The organism is Blautia sp. LMAG:36, from assembly GCF_008680535.1.
Taxonomy (GTDB): Bacteria; Bacillota; Clostridia; order Lachnospirales; family Lachnospiraceae; genus Blautia_A; species Blautia_A fusiformis.
Genome location: NZ_NALB01000005.1, coordinates 20,001 through 44,802 on the forward strand (window position 1 = coordinate 20,001; position 24,802 = coordinate 44,802).

The 24,802-nt window shown below is 44.2% G+C and carries 22 protein-coding genes, 1 rRNA gene and 1 pseudogene (1 of these 24 running past the window's edge); 22 read left to right on the plus strand and 2 right to left on the minus strand.

Going from position 1 to position 24,802, the window contains the following annotated elements:
* The 11 genes and pseudogenes from CCC17_RS06145 to pgeF all read left to right on the plus strand — a co-directional run.
* A 23S ribosomal RNA gene (locus CCC17_RS06145) occupies positions 1 to 1,976 on the plus strand (it extends 913 nt beyond the left edge of the window).
* Positions 1,977 to 2,300: 324 nt separating this feature from the next.
* On the plus strand, positions 2,301 to 2,999 hold the full coding sequence (locus CCC17_RS06150; RefSeq protein WP_287082743.1) for an energy-coupled thiamine transporter ThiT: 699 nt from the start codon (positions 2,301 to 2,303) through the stop codon (positions 2,997 to 2,999).
* A gap of 399 nt (positions 3,000 to 3,398) precedes the next feature.
* Positions 3,399 to 3,931: pseudogene (locus CCC17_RS06155) on the plus strand (IS607 family transposase).
* Entirely contained in the window at positions 3,861 to 5,024 is a 1,164-nt protein-coding gene (locus CCC17_RS06160) for an RNA-guided endonuclease InsQ/TnpB family protein (RefSeq protein ID WP_287082744.1), read from the plus strand. The pseudogene CCC17_RS06155 and the gene CCC17_RS06160 overlap by 71 nt, the downstream one beginning before the upstream one ends.
* Before the next feature lie 196 nt (positions 5,025 to 5,220).
* The gene (locus tag CCC17_RS06165) at positions 5,221 to 6,096 is read left to right on the plus strand and encodes a methionyl aminopeptidase (RefSeq protein ID WP_173775398.1); all 876 of its coding nucleotides are present in this window, start codon (positions 5,221 to 5,223) and stop codon (positions 6,094 to 6,096) included.
* 137 nt (positions 6,097 to 6,233) lie between these two features.
* Positions 6,234 to 6,581: a 50S ribosomal protein L19 gene (gene rplS / locus CCC17_RS06170; RefSeq protein ID WP_015525316.1), complete on the plus strand. Its 348-nt coding sequence runs from the start codon at positions 6,234 to 6,236 to the stop codon at positions 6,579 to 6,581.
* 96 nt (positions 6,582 to 6,677) lie between these two features.
* Positions 6,678 to 7,286, plus strand: a complete 609-nt coding sequence (gene lepB / locus CCC17_RS06175; protein ID WP_173758942.1) for a signal peptidase I — start codon at positions 6,678 to 6,680, stop codon at positions 7,284 to 7,286.
* Between the two features lie 42 nt (positions 7,287 to 7,328).
* Complete coding sequence (ylqF, locus tag CCC17_RS06180) at positions 7,329 to 8,186, plus strand: ribosome biogenesis GTPase YlqF (RefSeq protein ID WP_015525314.1); 858 nt, start codon at positions 7,329 to 7,331, stop codon at positions 8,184 to 8,186.
* Positions 8,186 to 8,941, plus strand: coding sequence for a ribonuclease HII (locus CCC17_RS06185; RefSeq protein ID WP_186582604.1), 756 nt, complete (start codon positions 8,186 to 8,188; stop codon positions 8,939 to 8,941). The genes ylqF and CCC17_RS06185 overlap by 1 nt, the downstream gene beginning before the upstream one ends.
* 45 nt (positions 8,942 to 8,986) lie before the next feature.
* The gene (locus tag CCC17_RS06190; RefSeq protein ID WP_186582607.1) at positions 8,987 to 9,346 is read left to right on the plus strand and encodes a YraN family protein; all 360 of its coding nucleotides are present in this window, start codon (positions 8,987 to 8,989) and stop codon (positions 9,344 to 9,346) included.
* Positions 9,347 to 9,364: 18 nt separating this feature from the next.
* Positions 9,365 to 10,210: a peptidoglycan editing factor PgeF gene (gene pgeF / locus CCC17_RS06195; RefSeq protein ID WP_022426627.1), complete on the plus strand. Its 846-nt coding sequence runs from the start codon at positions 9,365 to 9,367 to the stop codon at positions 10,208 to 10,210.
* Here the strand turns inward: pgeF and CCC17_RS06200 are convergent.
* Positions 10,197 to 11,369, minus strand: coding sequence for a ribose-phosphate pyrophosphokinase (locus CCC17_RS06200; RefSeq protein ID WP_015525311.1), 1,173 nt, complete (start codon positions 11,367 to 11,369; stop codon positions 10,197 to 10,199). The genes pgeF and CCC17_RS06200 overlap by 14 nt on opposite strands.
* A gap of 144 nt (positions 11,370 to 11,513) precedes the next feature.
* Here CCC17_RS06200 and CCC17_RS06205 point away from each other — a divergent pair, with 144 nt between their 5' ends.
* The 4 genes from CCC17_RS06205 to CCC17_RS06220 are packed head-to-tail and all read left to right on the plus strand — an operon-like array spanning position 11,514 to position 15,868.
* Positions 11,514 to 12,899, plus strand: coding sequence for a DUF512 domain-containing protein (locus CCC17_RS06205; RefSeq protein ID WP_287082745.1), 1,386 nt, complete (start codon positions 11,514 to 11,516; stop codon positions 12,897 to 12,899).
* Positions 12,862 to 14,187, plus strand: coding sequence for a ribosome biogenesis GTPase Der (gene der, locus CCC17_RS06210; RefSeq protein WP_015525309.1), 1,326 nt, complete (start codon positions 12,862 to 12,864; stop codon positions 14,185 to 14,187). Before CCC17_RS06205 ends, der begins: the two co-directional genes overlap by 38 nt.
* A gap of 4 nt (positions 14,188 to 14,191) precedes the next feature.
* Entirely contained in the window at positions 14,192 to 14,839 is a 648-nt protein-coding gene (plsY, locus tag CCC17_RS06215) for a glycerol-3-phosphate 1-O-acyltransferase PlsY (RefSeq protein WP_287082746.1), read from the plus strand.
* Positions 14,840 to 14,851: 12 nt separating this feature from the next.
* Positions 14,852 to 15,868: an NAD(P)H-dependent glycerol-3-phosphate dehydrogenase gene (locus tag CCC17_RS06220; RefSeq protein WP_287082748.1), complete on the plus strand. Its 1,017-nt coding sequence runs from the start codon at positions 14,852 to 14,854 to the stop codon at positions 15,866 to 15,868.
* 155 nt (positions 15,869 to 16,023) lie between these two features.
* Here CCC17_RS06220 and CCC17_RS06225 read toward each other — a convergent pair whose 3' ends face one another.
* On the minus strand, positions 16,024 to 16,851 hold the full coding sequence (locus CCC17_RS06225; protein WP_287082749.1) for an aldo/keto reductase: 828 nt from the start codon (positions 16,849 to 16,851) through the stop codon (positions 16,024 to 16,026).
* 346 nt (positions 16,852 to 17,197) lie between these two features.
* Here CCC17_RS06225 and CCC17_RS06230 point away from each other — a divergent pair, with 346 nt between their 5' ends.
* The 7 genes from CCC17_RS06230 to acsB all read left to right on the plus strand — a co-directional run bounded on the left by CCC17_RS06230 (position 17,198) and on the right by acsB (position 24,651).
* Complete coding sequence (locus tag CCC17_RS06230; protein ID WP_021650179.1) at positions 17,198 to 17,590, plus strand: hypothetical protein; 393 nt, start codon at positions 17,198 to 17,200, stop codon at positions 17,588 to 17,590.
* Between the two features lie 64 nt (positions 17,591 to 17,654).
* Positions 17,655 to 17,837, plus strand: coding sequence for a CooT family nickel-binding protein (locus CCC17_RS06235; RefSeq protein ID WP_021975843.1), 183 nt, complete (start codon positions 17,655 to 17,657; stop codon positions 17,835 to 17,837).
* 23 nt (positions 17,838 to 17,860) lie between these two features.
* Positions 17,861 to 18,793, plus strand: coding sequence for a methylenetetrahydrofolate reductase (locus tag CCC17_RS06240; RefSeq protein ID WP_059085931.1), 933 nt, complete (start codon positions 17,861 to 17,863; stop codon positions 18,791 to 18,793).
* Between the two features lie 112 nt (positions 18,794 to 18,905).
* Positions 18,906 to 19,676, plus strand: coding sequence for an ATP-binding protein (locus CCC17_RS06245; protein ID WP_021975845.1), 771 nt, complete (start codon positions 18,906 to 18,908; stop codon positions 19,674 to 19,676).
* A gap of 117 nt (positions 19,677 to 19,793) precedes the next feature.
* The gene (gene cooS, locus CCC17_RS06250; RefSeq protein ID WP_021975846.1) at positions 19,794 to 21,686 is read left to right on the plus strand and encodes an anaerobic carbon-monoxide dehydrogenase catalytic subunit; all 1,893 of its coding nucleotides are present in this window, start codon (positions 19,794 to 19,796) and stop codon (positions 21,684 to 21,686) included.
* Between the two features lie 44 nt (positions 21,687 to 21,730).
* The gene (locus CCC17_RS06255) at positions 21,731 to 22,504 is read left to right on the plus strand and encodes an ATP-binding protein (protein WP_015525298.1); all 774 of its coding nucleotides are present in this window, start codon (positions 21,731 to 21,733) and stop codon (positions 22,502 to 22,504) included.
* Positions 22,505 to 22,521: 17 nt separating this feature from the next.
* Positions 22,522 to 24,651, plus strand: a complete 2,130-nt coding sequence (gene acsB, locus CCC17_RS06260) for an acetyl-CoA decarbonylase/synthase complex subunit alpha/beta (RefSeq protein ID WP_092072021.1) — start codon at positions 22,522 to 22,524, stop codon at positions 24,649 to 24,651.
* Positions 24,652 to 24,802 lie beyond the last annotated feature (151 nt).

Genomic DNA, 24,802 nt, shown 5'->3' on the forward strand with positions numbered 1-24,802 from the left:
GGGGCGTCAAAGCCTACCGAAGAATATCAAACTCCGAATGCCGTGTAGATATCACCGGGAGTCAGACTGCACGAGATAAGTTGGGCGGTCAAAAGGGAAAGAGCCCAGACCTACAGTTAAGGTCCCAAAGTGCGCGTTAAGTGGAAAAGGATGTGGGATTTCGAAGACAACCAGGATGTTGGCTCAGAAGCAGCCATACATTCAAAGAGTGCGTAATAGCTCACTGGTCGAGAGGTCCTGCGCCGAAAATGTCCGGGGCTGAAACGCGCCACCGAAACTAAGGAATCTGAAAAGATTGGTAGAGGAGCATTGCATGCGGGAAGAAGCAGTACCGGAAGGAGCTGTGGACTGCATGGAAGAGAGAATGCCGGAATGAGTAGCGAGATAGAGGTGGGAATCCTCTAGGCCGAATATCCAAGGTTTCCAGGGTAAAGCTGATCTGCCCTGGGTGAGTCGGGACCTAAGGTGAGGGCGAGAGCCGTAGCCGATGGACAACAGGTTGATATTCCTGTACTGCAGTATGACAGAACTGTGGGGACACGTAAGGAGAGCGGGAGCCGGGAATGGAAAGCCCGGTACAAGCGAGGTACCAGTATGGTAGGAAAATCCGCCATGCAATGGGAAGACGTGATGTGGAGTGAATTTTAGTAACGAAGCCCGTGAGCCATGCGTCAAGAAAAGCCGCTATCGTTCATATTGTACCCGTACCGTAAACCGACACAGGTGGATGAGGAGAGAATCCTAAGGCCGGCGGAAGAAGTATTGCCAAGGAACTCGGCAAAATGGCCCCGTAACTTAGGGAGAAGGGGTGCCTGCGAGAGCAGGCCGCAGAGAATAGGCTCAAGCAACTGTTTAGCAAAAACACAGGTCTATGCGAAACCGAAAGGTGAGGTATATGGGCTGACGCCTGCCCGGTGCTGGAAGGTTAAGAGGAGAGGTTAGACGTAAGTCGAAGCTTTGAATTTAAGCCCCAGTAAACGGCGGCCGTAACTATAACGGTCCTAAGGTAGCGAAATTCCTTGTCGGGTAAGTTCCGACCCGCACGAAAGGCGTAATGATTTGAGCGCTGTCTCGGCAATACATCCGGTGAAATTGAAGTGCCAGTGAAGATGCTGGCTACCCGCGCCAGGACGGAAAGACCCCATGGAGCTTTACTCCAGTTTGGCACTGGGGTCCGGTGTTGCATGTACAGGATAGGTGGGAGGCTGAGAAACGGTAACGTCAGTTGCCGCGGAGCCGCTGTTGGGATACCACCCTTGTGATATTGGGCTTCTAACCAGCCGCCGTGAACCGGCGGTGGGACAATGCCAGGCGGGGAGTTTGACTGGGGCGGTCGCCTCCGAAAGGGTATCGGAGGCGCCCCAAAGGTTCCCTCAGAATGGACGGAAACCATTCGAAGAGTGCAAAGGCAGAAGGGAGCTTGACTGCGACACCGACGGGTGGAGCAGGTACGAAAGTAGGGCTTAGTGATCCGGTGGTATTAAGTGGGAATGCCATCGCTCAACGGATAAAAGCTACCCTGGGGATAACAGGCTTATCACTCCCAAGAGTTCACATCGACGGAGTGGTTTGGCACCTCGATGTCGGCTCATCGCATCCTGGGGCTGTAGTAGGTCCCAAGGGTTGGGCTGTTCGCCCATTAAAGCGGTACGCGAGCTGGGTTCAGAACGTCGTGAGACAGTTCGGTCCCTATCCGGCGTGGGCGTAGGATATCTGAGAGGAGCTGTCCTTAGTACGAGAGGACCGGGATGGACGGACCGCTGGTGGACCGGTTGGCTTGCCAAAGCCATGGCCGGGTAGCCAAGTCCGGAAGGGATAAACGCTGAAGGCATCTAAGCGTGAAGCCCCCCTCAAGATGAGATATCCCATTCTTAGTGAAGTAAACCCCCTTGAAGACGACGAGGTAGATAGGGCAGAGGTGGAAGTGTGGTAACACATGGAGCTGACTGTTACTAATCGGGTGAGGGCTTGACCAACAAGCCGAGGAAACGGGGATACCCCCCGCTGTAGTATCGGTACGCAGGTTAAATTTGATTCAAAAAGTTTGATTAACCGTCAACAAAGCATGTATGTAGTTTTTAAGGTACAAAGGGAAAGAGGAAAGCAGGAGAAAAATCAGTACATGGATTTTTCTCCTGTTTTTATTATATATAATCATACATCTCCCACCATTTACATCTCTTTTTCCATATGCTACAATAGGTAAGACCAAAGGAGCCTGACCAGGCTGTGAGGAGGTGCAGGCTTTGACCTTTGAACTTGATTTGGGCAATTTAATCGTAAGGAGGAAAGAAAAGAGTATGTTTAATTTTCTTGTGACTGCCGAAGGCGGTCTCACAACGGCAGGATATGCCGTATCTGTTATTGCAGTCCTGATTTTGATAATTCTGGTAGCAGTATTACTTCAGAAAAACACATCTGCATTAAAATTTACCACACAGCAGCTGGTTACCTGTGCAGTAGCATTGGCACTTGCATATGTAACTTCCTACATTAAGATATTTAAACTGCCATTTGGCGGATCTGTGACCTTGTTCAGTATGTTGTTTATTGTTCTGATCGGTTACTGGTATGGCATTAAGGTAGGAATTCTTACCGGTCTTGTATATGGGATTTTTCAGTTCCTCCAGGAGCCATATGTCCTTTCATTTTTTCAGGTATGCTGTGATTACATTCTGGCATTTGGAGCCATGGGGCTTTCCGGATTATTTACAAAATCCAGAAAACATGGTCTTCTTAAAGCATACATACTAGCAATTCTGGCAAGAGGGGCATTCCATGCACTTGGCGGATATCTTTATTGGATGGATTATATGCCGGATAATTTTCCGAAGTCTCTGACAGCTTTGTATCCGATTATTTACAATTACAGTTATATTCTTCTGGAAGGTGTACTGACGATCGTAGTAATTTCTATTCCGGCAGTATCCAGTGCACTTGGGCGAATACGAATAATGGCAACTGGTGGAAACCGACAATCTGCAGCCACCGAAAAATAATTAATACAGACACATAAATAAAAAAGATCGTTCAAGCTACTACGATCTTTTTTTATTGAAAAATCACAAAAAGTTATATAAAACAAACCAAAAACACAAAGAATACTTTTCACTTAAAGAAAGTTGTGCTATGATAATCAGGCGGAATAATTTCCCATTCAAACGGATGAAGGCAAGTCCCCACCTACAGTTTATTGCTTTTCGCAACCACATAGGAGACTTCTTTGATTCGGTTAAAATATTTCAGACAGATATAATCTGAACATATAAAATACAAAAGAAAAAGCAGCCATACAGTTGCGAAAAGGAGAATATCTTAAGTAATCAAATTTGTTGACTAATGTGATCAAATGTGTTTAAAAGTACTCAAAAGAGTAAACTATTATGAACACATCAAATATCACAAATTACAAGCCAAAAGATTTTGCTGAACTGTTAGGTGTATCTGTAAAAACATTACAGCGTTGGGATAGAGACGGAACTCTAAAGGCAAACCGAACTCCAACTGATAGACGTTATTACACTTATGACCAATATCTGCAATTCAAAGGAATAAGTACTGAAGATGACCAACGTCAGGTAGTTATTTATGCCAGGGTATCTACAAGAAATCAAAAAGATGATTTACAAAACCAGGTTGCATTTTTACGACAGTTTTGTAATGCCAAAGGTATTATTGTAGACCAGTGTATTGAAGATTATGGAAGTGGCCTTAATTACAATCGTAAAAAGTGGAACGAATTATTAGATGAAGTGATGGAACAAAAAATCAAAACCTCGTGCAGGATATTGTTTCAATACTCCATGTGTTCTCTTGCAGGTTGTACGGACTTCGTAAGTATAAAAAACAAATAGAAAGGGATGTGGAAATTGATAAAGAGCTTCAAGACGGAAATAAATCCGTCAGAGGAACAGAAAGTCAAGATTCATAAGACGATAGGAACTTGTAGATTTATTTATAATTTCTATCTTGCCCATAATAAAGAACTTTACAACAACGGTGAAAAGTTTATGAGCAGTAACAGGTTTAGAGTCTGGCTTAACAATGAATATCTTTCTGAGCATCCGGAGTATTCGTGGATCAAGGAAGCTTATTCAAAAGCAGTAACACAGTCAGTAAATAATGGACAAACTGCTTTTACAAGATTTTTCAATCACGAGAGTGCTTTTCCTAAGTTCAAAAAGAAAGGCAGATCTGATGTAAAGATGTATTTTGTAAAGAATAATCCAAAGGATTGTCGTTGCGAAAGGCATAGAATCAATATTCCGTCACTTGGTTGGGTCCGTATCAAAGAAAAAGGATATATTCCAACAACTAAAGACGGATATGTGGTTAAAAGTGGCACGGTCTCAATGAAAGCTAACAGATACTATGTTTCAGTTCTTGTAGAAATTTCTGATAACAAGATTGCTGATAATTCCAATGCAGGAATTGGCATAGACTTGGGATTAAAGGATTTTGCCATTGTTTCTAATGGTAAGACTTATAAGAACATCAACAAGTCAGCAAGACTGAAAAAGCTTGAGAAACAACTTATTCGGGAACAGAGATGTCTCTCCCGTAAGTATGAAAATCTAAAGAAAGGAGAAGTCACTCAAAGGGCGAATATACAAAAACAAAAACTCAAGGTACAGAAACTTCATCATAAGATAGATAATATCCGTACTGATTACATTAACAAGACAATCGCTGAGATAGTGAAAACCAAGCCATCTTATATAACGATCGAGGACTTAAATGTAAATGGTATGATGAAGAATCGACATCTTTCAAAAGCAGTTGCATCACAAAAGTTTTATGAATTTAGAACAAAGCTGCAAATCAAATGCAATGAAAATGGGATCGAACTTCGAATAGTAGATAGATGGTATCCATCATCTAAAACCTGTCACTGCTGTGGCGCTATCAAAAAAGATTTAAAGCTTTCAGATAGAATATTCAAATGCAGTTGCGGTTATGTCGAAGACAGAGATCTCAATGCTGCACTTAATTTGAGAGATGCAATAACTTACGAAGTTGCATAACTAAAACGCAAACGTAAGTATGTACCGAAGGCTATTTTCGGGAATTTACGACTGCGGAGTGTACAAGAACTTGTGAGTAGATATGATTTCGATCAATCAAAAACATACACGGTGAAGCAGTAAGTAGAACTCGTGAGAGTCTACGTTATCTCGATGTGAGTATATTTACACATATTTTGAGTGGCAGAAGAAAAAGATGTCTAAAAAAATCGAACGAAATGATCCCTGCTGGTGTGGAAGCGGAAAAAAATATAAAAAATGTCATGAAGCATTTGATGAAAAAATGGAACTCATGAAAAAAAAGGGGTATGCAGTTCTCGACCATGATCTGATCAAGACACCTGCACAGATCGAGAAGATCAAAGAGAGCTGCAAGATCAATGTTGCAGTTCTTGATTATGTTGCAGAGCATATCGGACCAGGCGTGACGACACAGCAGATTGATGACTGGGTACATGAAGAAACAGTACGTCATGGCGGAATTCCGGCACCACTTAATTATGAAGGTTTTCCAAAAAGCGTATGTACATCTATCAACGAGGTAGTATGCCACGGAATCCCGGATGAAGAAATTGTCTTAAAAGAAGGTGATATTGTCAATGTAGATGTATCCACCATTTATCAGGGATATTTTTCTGATTCCTCCCGTATGTTCTGTATTGGACAGGTAAGTCCGGAGAAGGAGAAGCTTGTCCGTGTGACAAAAGAATGCATAGAGCTTGGCCTTGAACAGGTAAAACCATGGACCCCGATCGGAAATATGGGAAGTGCTGTACACAAACATGCAGTGGAAAACGGCTATACAGTTGTGAAGGAAATTGGCGGACATGGTGTAGGTCTTGAGTTTCATGAAGATCCATGGGTAAGCTACACATCTAAGGAAGATTCAGGTGTACTCATGGTACCCGGAATGATCTTTACTATTGAACCAATGGTCAATATGGGATCTGATGAAATCTATACAGATGAGATCGATGACTGGACAGTGAGGACAGAGGATGGTCTGCCATCGGCACAGTGGGAGATCATGGTCCTTGTCACAGAAACAGGACATGAGGTCCTTTGCTGGTAAAAGCCATCGAAAATCCGGAAAAAAGTCCTTGCAATGAGAAGTTATCTAGTGTATAATCACATATGTTGTGAAAAAAGATGGTCCTCTGTTACCATATGTGTATTAAGAACATCCAGTATAATTAAGGAGAGAAAGAAATGAACGAAATTATTAAGAACATTGAGTCCGCTCAGCTGAAAGCTGAAGTACCGCAGTTCCGCGTAGGAGACACAGTAAGAGTACACGCACTGATCAAAGAGGGAACACGTGAGCGTGTTCAGATCTTCGAGGGTACAGTACTTAAGAGACAGGGTGGAAGCACAAGAGAGACTTTCACAGTAAGAAAGAGCTCCAACGGTGTTGGTGTTGAGAAAACATGGCCGCTTCATTCCCCACATGTAGTTAAGGTTGAGGTTATCCGTCATGGTAAAGTACGCCGTGCGAAACTGAACTACCTGAGAGATCGTGTAGGTAAAGCAGCTAAGGTTAAAGAGCTTGTAAAATAATTTCATAAGTAAAGAGGCAGGGACAATAACATTTGCTATTGTCCCTCTTTTTACATCAGTGCGTATGCGTGTAAAGACACATACAGGGGATAGAATATGGGATTAAATAAGAAGATTAATATCGAAAATCTGAAGGAAAACAGAGCTGTTTCCGAAGCAAGGGAGAAGCTTCGTGATGACAGGACAAGAGGAATCGTGAAATGGGTGTTTGAAATTATTGTGACCCTGGTTTTTGCTGTGCTGGTTGCAATTTCTGCATTTCAGACTGTGACATTGCAAGAAAGTGCCATGGAACCCACGTATTCTGTAAGTGAAAAGTTTTTTGTAAACAGGGCTTTATATAAGGTCAGTTCACCAAAACGTGGAGATGTGATCGTTTTTAAAACAAGCGCCAGTGACTCAGCAGCCCTGCATATCCGACGTGTGATCGGCCTTCCCGGAGAGACTGTTCAGGTTAAAGACGGGAAGATCTATATCAATGGCAAGGTTTATGAAGAAAACGGAGCTTATCAGGATATGACAGATGGAGGACTTGCAAATAGTGCTATAACTCTGGAAAGCGAGGAATATTTTGTCCTTGGCGATAATCGCAATAACAGTGAGGACAGCCGCTTCAGCGATATCGGAAATATCAGTAAGAAGTACATTGTCGGGAAAGTTTGGTTTACAGTTTCTCCGAAAAATAAAATAGGTTTTATAAAATAGATCAAAGTAAACAGATTAAAGTATAGATAAATGAGGTGAATTATGAACGTACAGTGGTATCCAGGCCATATGACGAAGGCGAAGCGTCAGATGCAGGAAGATATCAAGCTGATCGATCTGATCATTGAGCTTGTAGATGCAAGAGTTCCTCTTTCCAGCCGAAATCCGGATATTGATGAGCTGGGAAAAAACAAGGCGCGTATGATCCTTCTCAACAAAGCAGATCTTGCCGATGAGAGACAGAACCGTGCCTGGATGGAATATTTCAAAGAAAAAGGAATCTATGCGGTAAGTATTGATTCCCGCAATAAGGGATCTATGAAGGCCGTTTCTGCGGCAATCACAGAGGCATGTAAGGAAAAGACGGAGAGAGACCGGAGACGAGGAATCAAAAACCGTCCGGTACGTGCGATGGTTGCAGGAATCCCTAATGTTGGAAAATCAACATTTATCAATACCTTTGCAGGAAAAGCCTGTGCCAAGACCGGTAATAAACCAGGAGTTACAAAAGGAAAACAGTGGATACGTCTGAATAAAAGTGTGGAGCTTCTGGATACCCCTGGAATTCTCTGGCCGAAATTTGAAGATCAGGAAGTTGGAATGCGTCTTGCCTATATCGGTTCGATCAAGGACGATATTCTGAACATCGAAGAACTTGCCCTGGGTCTGATCGGATATCTGCAGGAGTTTTATCCGGCAGCGATCAGAGAGAGATACAATGTAGAAGAAGAGCTGAAACCGCTGGATATCCTTACTGCAGTTGCGAAAGCAAGAGGATGTCTGAAAAAGGGCGAAGAGCTTGATTATGAGAAAGCATCCCGTCTTTTGCTGGAAGAATTTCGTTCCGGAAAATTGGGAAAAGTGACTCTGGAGTTTCCAAAAGGACCGGAGGAAGCGTAATGGAAACAATGAAAGATATCAAGGCGCGTTTTGCGTCAGCGAAGGAGGGCGAATATAACGCCCTTTTTCGTCATTATGAAAATGATGAGAGAAGCGGTGTACAGAAACTGATCCAGCAGTATCACAAAAAGCTTCAGGCTCTGAAGGATGAGCGTGTACGTACAGAGAGCATGAAGAAATATGAACATGAATATGAGCATCTTGGATATCTTTGCGGGATCGATGAGGTGGGAAGAGGCCCTCTTGCCGGACCGGTAGTCGCCTGTGCGGTGATCCTTCCGAAAGACTGCGATATTTTATGGCTGAATGATTCTAAAAAGCTTACAGCTAAGAAGAGAGAAGAATTGTACGATGTGATCCTGGAGGGAGCAGTTTCTGTTGGAATCGGAATGGCAAGTCCGGAGAGGATTGATGAGATCAATATCCTGCAGGCAACCTATGAGGCAATGCGTCAGGCAGTGAGCAGGCTTTCTGTACAGCCACAGCTGCTTTTGAACGATGCGGTTACCATACCGGAAATCCAGATTCCGCAGGTACCCATCATCAAAGGTGATGCAAAAAGTGTATCCATTGCGGCAGCAAGTATTGTTGCCAAAGTGACCAGAGACCGGATGATGGAAGAATATGATAAGGTTCTTCCGGAATACGGATTTGCCTCCAATAAAGGATATGGTTCTGCAGCGCATATTGATGCGCTGAAGAAATATGGACCAAGTCCGATACATAGAAAAACGTTTATCACACATTTTGTATAAAAATACTTAAGATACCGACATTAAAAACAGAAAGGTTTTGTTTATCTGAAGGAAAATAGAAGACAGAAGGGAAGCTATTATGAAGGGATTGCTGCAGAGTTCCTGGAAGAAAAGGGGCTGCAGATCAAGGAAAGAAATTTTCGCTGCCGAAGTGGTGAGATCGATCTTGTTGCGCAGGATGGAAGATATCTGGTGTTTATTGAAGTGAAATACAGAAAGAACGGAAAGAGTGGAAGTCCTTTTTCAGCGGTAGGGAGAGAAAAACAGAGGATCATCAGCAAAGTGGCAATGTTTTATCTGATTGCACATGGATACCGGGAGCTGCCTCCCTGCCGTTTTGACGTAGTAGGAATTGATGGAGAGAACATCCACTGGATAAAAAATGCTTTTGATTTTTGCAGTTGAAAGGACTGGTCACATAAGATGAAAATAAAATGGTATAAAGATAAACAGCTAATGAATGTAAATCAGAAGAACAAGGTTACCTGGCTTACATATCCTGCTTTTGAGAAATTTCCCGGGATCGTACATGGCTTCAGTACCCGCCTGGGAGGAGTAAGCCAGGGGATTTATGAATCTATGAACTTAAGCTTCACAAGAGGGGATGAAGAGTCTGCGGTGCGGGAAAATTACCGCAGACTTTCTGCTGCTATGGGATTTTCCATGGAAGATATCGTAACCTCTGATCAGACACACACCACCAATGTACGTGTGGTCACGGAAGAAGACAGAGGAAATGGGATCACAAAACCAAGACCTTATACAGATGTGGATGGAATGATCACCAATGTGCCGGGACTGGTGCTGGCAACGTTTTATGCGGACTGTGTACCACTTTTCTTTATAGATCCGGTACATAGAGCTGTGGGATTATCTCATTCCGGCTGGAGAGGTACTGTAGGAAAGATCGGAAAAGTGACGGTGGAGAAGATGACTGAGGAATTTCAGACAGATCCTTCAGAGCTTTATGCAGCCATTGGTCCTTCTATCTGTCAGGATTGCTATGAAGTCAGTGAAGATGTGATCGATCAGTTTAGAGAGGCGTTTGAAGAAAAATACTGGGATGTGCTTTTTTACAGAAAACCAGATGGGAAATACCAGCTGAATCTGTGGGAGGCGAACCGAAGGATCTTTCTGGATGCAGGCATAAAAGAAGAGCGGATCTCAATGCCGGGCATCTGCACCTGCTGTAATCCGCTCTTTCTTTACTCACACAGGGCTTCTCACGGGAAACGTGGAAACCTGGGAGCATTTATTACTGTTCGTTGACTTTTTTCATGAGATCCATGATCTTTTCGTTGCTGGAACGAACCTTCTCGACAGATACATCATGATTGATGATATCGATGATACTTGCAAGATATTTGCTCATGTTTGCTTCGATATAGTATGGACGGTCAAGAAGCTCAGGAATACGATAGTTAAGGTTGGTTGTGATGACTCTGTCCAGCCAGCCTTTTTCGTAATATTCATCAAATTTGGCTACGCCATCTGTAAACAGACCGTAGGTTGTGCAGACGAATACACGTCCGGCTTTACGCTCTTTAAGCTGACGGGCAACATCCAGCATGCTTTCTCCGGAAGAGATCATATCGTCGATGATGACAACATCTTTGCCCTCTACGGAATCTCCGAGGAATTCGTGAGCAACGATCGGGTTCTTTCCGTTGACAACGGTGGAGTAATCACGGCGTTTGTAGAACATACCCATATCGACTCCAAGGATATTGGAAAAGTATACAGCACGGGACATGGCACCTTCATCCGGGCTGATGATCATGAGATGATCATTGTCAAGCTTGAAATCAGGGACATTTTTGACCAGTGCTTTCAGGAACTGGTATGTGGGGAAAAAGTTATCAAAGCCCTTCAGCGGAATAGAGTTCTGTACACGTGGGTCATGAGCATCAAAAGTAATGATGTTGGAAACACCCATGGCACTTAACTCGCGAAGTGCAAGTGCACAGTCAAGAGATTCTCTCTTGGTGCGTCTGTGCTGACGTCCCTCGTAAAGGAATGGCATGATAACGTTGATGCGGTGTGCTTTACCGGTGGCTGCGGAGATGATTCTCTTCAGATCCTGGTAATGGTCATCCGGAGACATGTGGTTCTCATGACCGCATACGCTGTAAGTAAGACTGTAATTGGTCACATCTACCATGATATAAAGGTCTGTTCCGCGGACAGATTCCTTGATGTAACCCTTACCCTCACCGGTTCCGAAACGTGGGCATTCGCAATCTACAAGGAAAGATTTTTCTGCATATCCCTGTGGGATGATGGTGGATTTCTTGGCGGCTACAAGTTCTTTACGGAATTTAACCAGCTTTTTGTCAACCTCCTCGGCCAGTTCGCGGCATCCGGCAAGTGCGGCGATTCGGATCGGGGCAACAGGCATAGACTTTTCCAGCAATTCTATGTTTGGCATAATATTCCTCCTAAGTGTATGTCATTAAAAATTCTCAGTCTATTTATAACATCAGACCCACGTGTCAGTCAAGGTGTTTTCTCAAAGTGTTGATTTTTAAGAGCAAAGTTGTTATTATATACGGGATAGAAAAGGGAGATAATGATGAAATTAAGAAAACATATGATTTCCAGGGTGCTGCCCGACAGTATTGCCGAGGAGCTGGGGCTGGAGCAGGGAGACAGACTTGTGTCTGTAAACGGACAGCCTGTGGAAGATGTCTTCGATTACCGGTATCTCATGAATGAAGAGCTCGTGGTGCTTCTGGTAGAGAAGCCTGATGGCGAAGAGTGGGAGCTGGAAGTAGAGAAGGAATATGAGGAAGACCTTGGAATAGAATTTGAGAACGGAGGACTGATGGATGACTATCGCTCCTGTTCAAATAAGTGTATGTTCTGTTTTATTGACCAGATGCCTCCAGGTATGCGTGAGACGCTGTATTTTAAGGATGATGATTCCAGGCTTTCCTTTCTTCAGGGAAATTATGTTACGCTTACCAATATGAGCGAGAAGGATATTGAGCGTGTGATCCGCTATCATCTGGAACCGATCAACATTTCGTTCCAGGCAATGAATCCGGAACTCCGGTGTAAAATGCTGCATAACCGTTTTGCAGGAAAGGCTCTGGATAAGGTGGATATGCTGTACAATGCAGGAATCACCATGAATGGACAGATCGTACTGTGTAAGGGTGTCAATGACGGAGACGAGCTGGAATACAGCCTTGAAAAGCTTTCTGCTTATGCGCCGGTCCTTCAGAGCGTTTCTGTTGTACCGGTAGGACTTACCAAATACAGAGAAGGTCTCTATCCTCTGGAGCCTTTTAATAAGGAAGATGCTGAAAAAGTCCTGGGGCAGATCGAACGCTGGCAGAAGATCATGATGGAGAAATACGGGATCCATTTTATCCATGCTTCAGACGAATGGTATATTCTGGCAGACAGGGAGCTTCCCTGTGAGGATGAATATGATGGATATCTGCAGCTTGAGAATGGCGTGGGAATGCTCAGACTTCTGGAAACGGAAGTAAAAGAAACGCTGGAGGGGCTTTCTGGTGACGACCGTAAGGTGACAGGCAGGATCGCCACAGGAAAACTGGCAGCGCCTTTTATCGCACGCTATATAAAAGAGATCCAGAAGAAATATCCCAATGTGCAGATTTCGGTCACAACCATCGAGAATCGTTTTTTCGGTGAAAAGATCACGGTGTCCGGTTTGATCACAGGGCAGGATCTGAAAGAGCAGCTTTCCGGTCTTGACCTTGGAGAGAAGCTTCTGATCCCATGCAGCATGCTGAAAGGTGATGAGGAGATTTTTCTGGATGACATGACGCTGGAAGAGCTTTCGGAAGCACTGAACACAGAAATTGTAATCGTAGACACAGGAGGACGTGATCTGGTGGAAGCCGTGATCTACCCTCCGGAACATAAACAAACAAGAAGGAGACAGATTTATGAGCAAACCAGTAGTAGCGATAGTGGGAAGGCCTAATGTAGGCAAATCCACTCTGTTTAACGCTCTGGCAGGTGACAATATTTCCATAGTAAAGGATACACCAGGAGTAACCCGTGACAGGATTTATGCAGATGTCACATGGCTTGACAGGACATTTACTCTGATCGATACAGGCGGAATCGAGCCGGACAGCAGCGATATCATCCTCTCCAGAATGAGAGAGCAGGCACAGATCGCCATTGATACGGCAGACGTGATCATTTTTATCACAGATGTTCGCCAGGGTCTTGTGGATTCCGATGCCAAGGTGGCAGATATGCTCCGCCGCAGCGGCAAGCCGGTACGTCTTGTAGTTAACAAGGTAGACAGCCACCAGAAATATATGATGGACGTATATGAGTTTTACAATCTTGGAATCGGAGAACCGATCCCGATTTCCGCAGCTAACAGACAAGGCCTTGGAGATATGCTGGATGAGGTGATCAAAGAGTTCCCGGATAAGAGTGAAGAGGAAGATCAGGATGATATTCCGAAGATCGCCATTGTAGGAAAGCCGAACGTGGGAAAATCTTCTCTGATCAACAAGCTTCTTGGAGAGGAGCGTGTGATCGTATCCAATATTGCAGGAACCACACGTGATGCTATAGACACAAAGGTTACCTGGAACAAAAAAGATTATATTTTTATCGATACTGCAGGACTTCGACGCAAGGGTAAGGTAAAAGAAGAGATCGAGCGCTATAGTGTTATCCGTACTGTGACAGCTGTAGAGCGTGCAGATGTGGTTGTAGTTGTGATCGATGCCTCCGAGGGCGTTACCGAGCAGGATGCTAAGATCGCGGGAATCGCTCATGACAGAGGAAAGGGTATCATCGTAGCGGTAAATAAATGGGATGCCATTGAGAAAAATGACAAGACCATCTACAAGCATACGGAAAAGATCCGTCAGATCCTTTCCTTTATGCCATATGCACAGATCATCTTTATCTCTGCAAAAACAGGTCAGAGACTTCCAAAGCTTTTCGAAAATATCGATACAGTTATCGAAAATCAGACACTTCGTATCCAGACAGGTGTTCTTAATGAGATCCTTTCTGAGGCAGTCGCTCTTCAGCAGCCGCCGTCTGACAGAGGAAGAAGACTGAAGATCTTCTATATGACACAGGTTGCGGTAAAACCGCCGACATTTGTTATCTTTGTCAATGACAAGGAACTGATGCATTTTTCCTATGTAAGATATCTGGAGAACAAGATCAGGGATGCTTTTGGATTTTCTGGAACTTCCCTGAAATTTATCATCCGCGAGCGCGGGGAAAAGGAATAAAAGTATGGAACGTATTATTTGTCTTGTTATCGGTTATGTATGCGGGCTTTTTCAGACAGGCTATATTATTGGAAAAGTCCACAAGACAGATATCAGAGATCATGGCAGCGGGAATGCGGGTACTACGAATGCCTTCCGGACCTTTGGAAAGAAAGCGGGAGCGATCACCCTGCTGGGAGACTGCCTGAAGTGTGTACTGGCTATTGTGATCGTGAGAATGGTTTATGGAAATTCCATGAATGGTCTCCTTCCGCTTCTTACCCTTTATGCAGCATTGGGATGTATCCTCGGCCACAATTTTCCGATTTCTATGGAATTTCGCGGTGGAAAGGGAATTGCTGCTTCTGTAGGCATGATCATTGCTTTTGACTGGCGGATATTTATTGTATGTGCAGTTGTCTTTTTTGCACTGTTCTTTACAACTCATTATGTATCGCTTTGCTCTCTCTGTGCATATGCGGTGGCTTTTATCCTGGTCCTAGTTTTTGGACATATGGGAAAATATGGGATGGATCAGGCGCATACCGTTGAGCTTTATATCGTGATGGCAGTTCTTACAGCAATGGCGTTTTACAGACATAGGGCAAACATTGTAAGACTGTTTCATGGAACAGAGAATAAGGTGTTTTTAAGCAGTAAGAATAAAAAATAAGAGGTAAGATTTATGGCAAAAATCAGCGTACTGGGTTCGGGGAGCTGGGGATTAGCCCTGGCACTCCTGTTGCATAATAATGGCCATGAAGTCCTTCTTTGGTCGGCAAGACCGGAGAATGCCCGGAAACTCCGGGAAAAAAGAGAAAATCCTGACAGGCTTCCGGGGGTACGGCTTCCGGATGAAATCGATGTCCTGACAGATCTGGGGCGTGCGCTTAAGGATGTGGATGTAACAGTTCTGGCAGTAGCTTCCCCGTATATCCGGAGTACTGCACACAAGATGGCATCGTTTGTGTGCAGGGACCAGAAGATCGTCAATGTTGCTAAAGGTATTGAGGAAAAGACACTGAAAACACTCAGCGAGGTGATCGAAGAAGAAATCCCGCAGGGTAATGTAGCTGTACTTTCCGGTCCAAGCCATGCGGAAGAAGTAGGACGCGGACTTCCTACAACCTGTGTGATCAGCGCACATACACAGGAAACTGCGGAATACCTTCAGAGCATTTTTATGAGCCCTGTGTTCCGCGTGTATACAACACCGGATATCCTTGGGGTGGAACTTGGCGGAGCACTGAAAAATGTGATCGCACTGGCAGCAGGTACTGCCGACGGCCTTGGATATGGAGATAATACCAAGGCGGCACTGATCACCAGGGGAATCACAGAAATAGGAAGACTTGGTAAAAAAATGGGGGCGCAGATGGAAACCTTTTACGGCCTGTCCGGGATCGGCGACCTGATCGTGACTTGTGCAAGTAAGCATAGCCGTAATCGAAAGGCCGGATATCTGATCGGCCAGGGATATACGATGGAAGAAGCTATGAAAGAAGTGCAGATGGTTGTGGAAGGTGTTTATTCTGCAAGAGCTGCAAGAGAGCTTGCGGAGAAATATGAGGTGGAGATGCCTATCATAACGGAAGTGAACCGCGTACTGTTTGAAGGAAAATCAGCAGCGGAAGCAGTAATGGACCTGATGCTGCGTGATAAAAAAGTGGAAACGCCCATGCTCCCGTGGGGAAATGCGTGAGCGGATCAGTTAAATATTTCCGGGTTTCAGATATGTGAAATGCTAAGCTGGGAATAACAGGATCGCCGTATCAACTGAAAAGAAAAAATAAAAAGATATCTGTCAGAAGATCACTTATGCTCTGACAGATATCTTTTTTGCATTATTATGGGAAATTAAAACTGAAGATCACGGAGATCTTCTGGAACATGAGAAGTATGCAGATCTTCGTTCAGTGTATCGATGATCGCCATATCTTCATCCTCGATGTTGAAGTCAAAGATATTTCCATTGCTGCGGATTCGTTCCGGGTTGATGGATTTCGGAATGACAGAAATTCCCTTCTGTATTGCCCAGCGAAGCCCGATCTGTGCAGGAGTCCTGGCATATTTGGTCCCCAGAACACACATTACATCATTATCAAAATATGCACCTCTTGCCAGAGGAGCATAAGCCTGTACCTGAATACCGAAAGCCTTGCAGTATTCGATCAGTTCAGCAGGGTAACACAAAGGATGGCACTCGATCTGGTTTACAGCAGGAATAACCCCGGATATCTTACGAAGCTCTTCCAGATGCCGGATATCAAAATTACTGACGCCGATACTTAAAGCACGTCCAGATTCCAGAATGGATTCCAGCTCTTTCCAGGTGCTCAAATAGCAGCCGGGAACCGGCCAGTGTATCAGATAGAGATCTACATAACTGACTTTCAGACGGTCGAGACTACGGGAAAAAGCTCCCTGGACATCGCCGAGACGCTGCGCATTGTTCCAGATTTTGCTGGTGATGAAAAGATCCTTTCTGGGAACTCCGCATTTGGCAATGGCACGTCCAACGCTTTCTTCATTTTTATAAACAGAAGCGGTATCGATCATGCGGTAGCCGGCGGAAATAGCAGAAGTGACTGCTGCTTCGGCCTGTACGTCATCGGGCAACTTGTATACGCCAAGCCCCAGAAGAGGCATTTCTCTGTCGTTGTTCAGAAAAACAGTTTCTTTCAAAATAATTCCTCCTTGTATGTTCTGCTTTCCATGTTCTTGCTATTATAGCACAAAAATATGAAAGAATCACATCAATTATATTACAAAAGTGATAAAGCTTAGAGTTGGACAGACGCGCAGACCGGGTAATAAGTTGTGGTTTGGAGAGACTAACTTCGTTAAAAATGAAACAATCGAGTTAAATTACTGTCAAAGTTTTTGGAAAAATAGGAAAAACAGCATATAATTTTGGCTATATTTTATAATTATTTTCTTGATAATAACAGTGAAAAGATGTATAATGAATTTAATTGATAAATTCTTGTCATGAGAGTGTCCGCCCGGCGGATACAGGAAAGGGGTATTTATGCATTTAATCAAAGATGAGAATGGCAATCTTGTTCAGCATGGACATGCAGACAGCCATGAACATACACATGAGCACACCCATGAGGACGGTGTGACTCACAGCCATACACACAGCCATGCGGAAGGAGATAACCATTGTCATACACACGGTGATGGACACTGCGGTTCCTGTGAGAACGGTGACTGCAAGAATGAGACTGTAGCACTTCTTACCTACATGCTGCAGCATAACGAGCATCATGCCGCAGAACTTGATCAGATGGCTGACAATCTTAAGAAGCTTAACATGGATGCAGCTGCGAAGACGATCAAAGAGGCAGTTGCAGATTTTCAGAAAGGCAATATGAGACTTGGACTTGCCCTTACACTTGTTAAGGAAGAGTTGAAATAAAAACCGACAGAATAGTTTTGACAGCATAGTGGTTAAATGATGCCACTTATTTGGAGGAATGATTATGTGTCTTGCAACAGTATATAAGGAAGAAGATAATTCTGTGATCTTTAAGAATGTAAGCCGGATCGATGTGGACGGAAATAAATTGATCCTTCGAGATATCATGGGAGATGAGCGCGTGGTAGAAGGCAGTATCCTTATGGTGGATCTTGCAAACAGCATCGTGAAACTGCAGTGTGACTGATACAAATACGTGGAGGACGATCAATGAAATTATCTGAAGCAATGAGAGAAAAAATGCTGCTTTCTTTTGAACTTTTTCCGCCAAAGACAGAAAAAGGTATGGCAAACCTGCCGGGAACCATTGAACATCTCATGAAGTATAGACCGGAGTATATTTCCTGTACATACGGTGCCGGCGGCGGAAATGTCGGTGCCAACAGGGAAGTATGCCAGATGATCAGGAATGCAGGAACTGTTCCTGTAACACACTTCACAGTGATCAAGAACACAAAAGAAGGAATCAGACAGCAGTTGGAACAGTATCTGGCAGATGGCGTTGACCATATGCTGGCGCTTCGCGGAGATATTCCACTTGGTGAGACAACAACCTGCGGAGACTTCAATTATGCGACAGACCTTGTTAAATTTGTCCGTGATGAATTTGGCGATAAGTTCGAGATCGCAGTAGCCGGTTCACCGGAAGGCCATATCGCATGCAGAAGCTTGGATGCTGATATTGCTGTTTTGAGACAGAAACAGGACAATGGTGCTGATTATATCATGACCCAGCTCTGCTGGGATATGGAACAGTTTAAATACTGGTTGGACGCTATCCGCGAGGCTGGAGTGACAATGCCTGTAGATGTTGGTGTAATGCCAATCCTGGATCAGGCAGCTACCATTAATATGGCTCTTTCACGTAATGGCTGTGTAATGGACAGTGAGCTTTGCAGGCTGATCTCCAGAAACTGGCTGTTCCCGAATCCGTTTAACGCTAAAGATGCTGATGGTAAACCATTTGACATGTTCTATGAGGACAAGGTTAAACGATTCAAAGAAGAAGGAATCGAATACACCATCAGACAGATCGATGAGTATCGCGCTCTTGGTGTTGACGGTATCCATCTTTATGCATTAAACAAATGGAAAGATGTATCCGAGATCATTGACAGATCCGGACTTCGTACACTTATCTAATCATCAACGAAATAAATAAGAATTCCGGCACGATGCGGAGGTGTCAGAACAGTATCAGGCACCTCCCTTATGCGCCGGCATAACAGATATAAAATCAGGAGGTGCCCGTTTTATGGCACATGTTATTGCAGTCGCCGGAAAAGGCGGCGTTGGAAAAACTACATTATGCGGAATGCTGATCCAGTATCTCTGCGAAAAGAAAAAAGGACCTGTACTGGCTGTAGATGCAGATGCCAATTCAAATCTGAATGAGGTTCTTGGCGTAGAAGTAGATACGACTCTTGGCGATGTCCGCGAGGAGATCGCACATGCTGAGATGACAGAGAAAAGCCCGATTCCCAAAGGAATGTCCAAGGCAGATTATGCGGAGGTACGTTTTGAGGATGCTCTTGCAGAGGAAGATGATTATGATCTTCTTGTGATGGGAAGAACCCAGGGAAAAGGCTGCTATTGCTTTGTAAATGGTCTGCTTCAGGCACAGCTTGCTAAATACCAGAAAAATTATCCGTATATTGTTGTGGATAACGAAGCTGGAATGGAACATATCAGCAGAGGAATCCTTCCGAGCATGGAGACAGCAATTCTTGTAAGTGACTGCTCCAGAAGAGGCGTTCAGGCAGTTGGCAGGATCGCAGAACTTATTAAGGAATGCGATATGAAGCCTTCCAGAGTAGGTCTTATTATCAATCGCGCGCCAAAAGCAGAACTGAATTCAGGAATCCTTGAGGAGATCCGGAATCAGGGACTCGATCTGATCGGTGTGGTACCACAGGATGAGGCAGTTTATGAATATGACTGCGATGGTAAACCAACCGTTACTCTTCCTGAGGATAATCCGATGAGAAAAGCAGCTTTTGAAATTTTTGATAAATTAGGTTTATAACGAAATATAAACCTTTTTTTAAAAAAGAAAATAACCCATGGGTGGGGATGGGTTCCTGCCTTGGGCTTATTATAAAAAGAAAAATAAAAATAGATGTGCTATTAAAGGAGGTCTATAATGAGTGAATTCAAATTAACTACAGTGGAGGAATTTGAAGCCGCTACAGCCCGTCTTCTCGAGACAGGTGCAAAGGTAGGAGCAGATGCATGGCAGATCCGTGCAAAGAACCAGACTCCGCACTGTAAATTCGGTGAGCAGGGTATCTGCTGCCGTATCTGTGCAATGGGACCGTGTCGTATTACACCGAAGGCTCCAAGAGGAATCTGCGGATGTGATGCTCATGGTATCGTAGGAAGAAACTTCCTTAAATTTACAGCCGGTGGTGCAGCTACTCACTCCGATCATGGTCGTGAGATCTGCCATACACTGTACTGTGCAAAAGAGGGCGGAAATTATCAGGTAAAAGATCCTGAGAAACTGCTTCGCATCGCTAAAGAGTGGGGCGTGGAAACAGAAGGCAAGGATATCTATGATCTGGCTCATGAGATGGCTGAGATCGGTCTTATGGAATATGGTAAACCGTTCGGATATCAGAGATTCCTTGACAGAATGCCTGCAGGACAGAAAGAAAAACTGATCGAGAACGAAATCGCACCACGTGCTATCGACCGTGAGGTTGCAAGCTCCCTGCATATGTCTCATATGGGATGTTCATCTCTTCCGGAAGCACTTGTAAAACAGTCTATTCGCTGCGGTATGGCTGATGGATGGGGCGGTTCCATGATGGGAACAGAGTTCTCTGATGTATTATTCGGAACTCCGAAGCCACTTGATACAGAGGCTAACCTTGGAGTAATGGTTGAAGAGAACGTAAACATTGTTGTACACGGACATGATCCGAGTCTTTCTGAGATGATCTGTGAGTATGCAGACAGCAAAGAAATGATCGATTATGCAAAATCTGTAGGAGCAAAAGGAATCACCGTTTCCGGTGTGTGCTGTACTTCTAACGAGGTAGCTATGCGTCGTGGTGTTCCGATGGCTGGTAACTTCCTGCAGCAGGAGAACGTAGTACTGACAGGTGCCTGCGAGGCGATCGTAGTTGATGTTCAGTGTATCTTCCCTGCATTAGGACCTCTGAGCAAATGTTTCCATACTAAATTTGTTACAACTTCTCCGATCGCTCAGATGCCGGATTCTGAATTTATCAGATTCAACGCTGAGACAGCAGGAGAAAATGCAAAAGCAATCGTTAAGATGGCTATCGATAACTTCAAGAACAGAAAACCTGAGCTTGTACATATCCCGCAGCTGAAACAGAAAGCTACTGTTGGTTATTCAGTAGAAGCGATCGTTAAAGTTCTTGATGGTGTTACAAACTCTCAGGTTGATGTAACAGGAACAACCAAACCATTACTTGAGTGCATCACTTCCGGTGTTATCCGTGGTGCTGTCGCTATGGTTGGATGTAACAATCCTAAGATCCGTCCTGACTATGCACATATCGAACTGATGAAGAAGTGTATCGCAAATGATATCATTATCATCGCTTCCGGATGTTCCGCACAGGCAGCTGCTAAAGCTGGTCTGATGGACAAATCCGCAAGAGATCTTTGCGGTGCAGGTCTGAAACGTGTTTGTGAGCTGGCTGATATCCCACCAGTACTTCATATGGGATCCTGCGTAGATATCTCCCGTATGATGATCCTGGCTGCTGAACTTGCAAAAGATGCAGGACTTCAGATCAATCAGCTTCCTGTAGTAGGATGTGCTCCTGAGTGGATGTCTGAAAAAGCTGTATCCATCGGTAACTACGTAGTTGGTACTGGTATTGATACATTCCTTGGCGTTGATCCATATGTTTCCGGTTCTTCAGAAATGTGCGAACTTCTTACAGAGGGAACAAGAAAATGGACAGGTGCTGCTTACACAGTAGAGACAGACATCGAGAAATTAGTTGATCTTATGATCGAGAGAATTGAAGAGAAGAGAACAGCATTAGGAATCTAATCCGTTGCGATCTTTAAAATGTTATAAAAGGTGGAAGACGTAAAATGAAAATAGCAGTAACCGGTAAAGGCGGAGTAGGAAAGACAACTTTCGCAGCAACACTTGCAAGACTATACGCAGATGAGGGAAAAAAAGTCCTTGCGGCGGATGTGGATCCGGATGCGAACCTGGGTCTTGCCCTTGGATTTGACGAGGAAACCTTGGACTCTATTGTTCCAATCTCAAAAATGCGTAAGCTCATAGAAGAACGCACCGGAGCCAACAGCCAGAATCAGTTTTATAAACTGAACCCAAAGGTAGACGATATTCCGGATACTTATGGAAAAACCTGTAATGGCGTAAAGCTGCTTGTCCTTGGAACTGTGGAAACAGGTGGAGGCGGATGCGTCTGTCCTGAACATGTGATGCTTAAAAGAGTGATCAATAACCTTGTGATCCACAGAGATGATGTGGTGATCATGGATATGGAGGCCGGCCTGGAACATCTGGGCCGGGGCACCACGGAGAGCATGGATGAATTTATTGTAGTGATCGAACCAGGGGCAAGAAGTGTACAGACATATAAGAATGTTAAACGTCTTGCAAAGGATCTGGGAGTTTCTCAGGTTAAGGTCGTGGCCAATAAGGTAAGAAATCCTGAGGATGAGGAATTTATTCGGAGTAAGATCCCGGCAGAGGATCTGCTTGGAATGATCCACTACAATACAGAAGTTATAGATGCTGATCGTCAGGGAAAATCTCCCTACGATTTCAGTGAAACTGTAACAGCTGAAATCAGAAAAATCAAAGACAAAATTGATCAGAATTCAATTCTGTAAAAATAGGAGGTATTACAGTGACTTTATTTGATAGAGTATTCGGCGGAAACGATGCTGTATATGGTTTAACAGAGGGTGCTATTGACGGCGCGATCGCTCAGTATGGCGAAGACAAAGCTGTCAGCTTCCCGAATACCGCTTACAGCCTTCCTTGCTACTATGCTGTAACAGGAACAAAAGTTACAACATTAAAAGAATTAAAAGAAGCTCTTGGCGTTGTAAAAACACTTATGACAAGAGAGAAAAGACTGAACGATGCATTCATGTCCGGTGTTGCTACAGCACTCTGCGCAGAGTTCATCGAGGTTCTGAAATATATCGACGGAGCAACTCCTTACGAAGAGCCATGCTATGGACATCTTGGTGATGCTGTTATCCGTGAGCTCGGTGTACCGCTCGTAACAGGCGATATCCCAGGCGTTGCTGTTATCCTTGGTGCTGCTCCTACTACAGAAGAGGGTGTTGCTCTTGTAAAGAGCTATCAGGCACAGGGTATCCTGGTAACACTTGTTGGCGGAATCATTGATCAGGTTGCAGAAGCCGGAATGAAGACAGGTGCCAACGTTCGTGTTATTCCTCTTGGAAAAGATGTTACATCTGTTGTTCATGTAGTTTCCGTTGCGATCCGTGCAGCTCTGATCTTCGGTAACGTAACACCTGGAGATGCAGGAACACTTATGAAATACACAATGGATCGTGTACCGGCATTTGTTAACGCATTCAAACCTCTGGATGATGTGATCGTAGCATGCGGTGCAGGCGCTATCGCACTTGGATTCCCGGTTGTTACAAATGAGACAGAGAATATCTTCCGTGTACCGAAGAGCCTTATCGTTCAGGAGGACGTAAGCAAATTTAACGCTACTTCTCTTGAGGCGCGTGATATTAAGATCAAGATCACAAATATTGATATTCCGGTTGCTTTCGCATCTGCATTCGAGGGTGAGATCATCCGTCGTAAAGATATGCAGGTTGAGTTCGATGGCTCCCGTGTAGACTGTGCAGAGCTTGTACAGACCTGCGATGCTTCTGAGATCGAGGATCACAAGATCACAGTGATCGGACCTGAAGTAGATGAGATGGAATTCGGCAGCAAGAACAGCATTGCATATGTTGTTAAAGTTGCAGGTAAGAACATGCAGTCTGACTTTGAGCCGGTTATCGAGCGTAAATTCCACAACTATATCAACTGTATCGAGGGTGTATACCATACAGGACAGCGTGATATGCAGCGTATCCGTATCAGCATTGATGCATTTAATGCAGGCTTCAGAATCAAACATATCGGTGAGGTTCTTTATGCATCTGTTAAGAATGAGTTCGATGCGGTTGTTGATAAATGTGAGGTTGTTATCTATACAGATCCTGCTGAGTGTACAAGAATCCGTCATGAGGTTGCAATTCCGATCTTTGACAAACGTGATGAGCGTCTTGATACTCTGACAGATGAGTCTGTTGACGTATATTACAGCTGTATCCTTTGCCAGGCATTCGCACCAAGCCACGTATGTGTAGTAACACCTGAGAGACTTGGTCTTTGCGGTGCGGTTTCATGGCTGGATGCAAAAGCTACACATCAGCTTGACCCAGCTGGCCCTTGCCAGATCATCACAAAAGAGCGTCCGATCGATGAGAATCTTGGTTCTTATGAGGACGTTGATGAGGCAGTTCAGAAATTCTCCCAGGGTGCTCTGGAGCACGTTACACTGTACTCCATCATGCAGGATCCGATGACTTCCTGCGGATGCTTCGAGTGTATCTGTGGTATCGAGCCATTCTCCAACGGTGTTGTTATTGCTAACCGTGAGTATGCAGGCATGACACCACTTGGAATGACATTCCCTGAGATGGCATCCATGACAGGTGGTGGAGTTCAGACACCTGGATTCATGGGACATGGTAAACATTTCATTTCCTCTAAGAAGTTCATGAAGGCTGAGGGCGGTATCGAGCGTATCGTATGGATGCCAAAAGAACTGAAAGAATTCGTAGCTGACAGACTTAATAAGACTGCAAAAGAGCTTTACGGAATCGATAACTTTACAGACATGATCGGTGATGAGACGATCGCAGAAGATCCAGAGACACTGGTTGCATTCCTTACAGAAAAAGGACATCCGGCTCTCGGACTTGATCCGATGATGTAATTTATCCGGGAGAAAGGATGTGCGGACATCCTTTCTCCTGTAAACTGTTAAAAAGTTTGTTGATTTTTTAACAGAAATATAGTGCTGCATCTTGCCAATAACTGGTGCTATGTAGTATAATATAAGAAGCTCTGTAGTTTTTAATTATTAT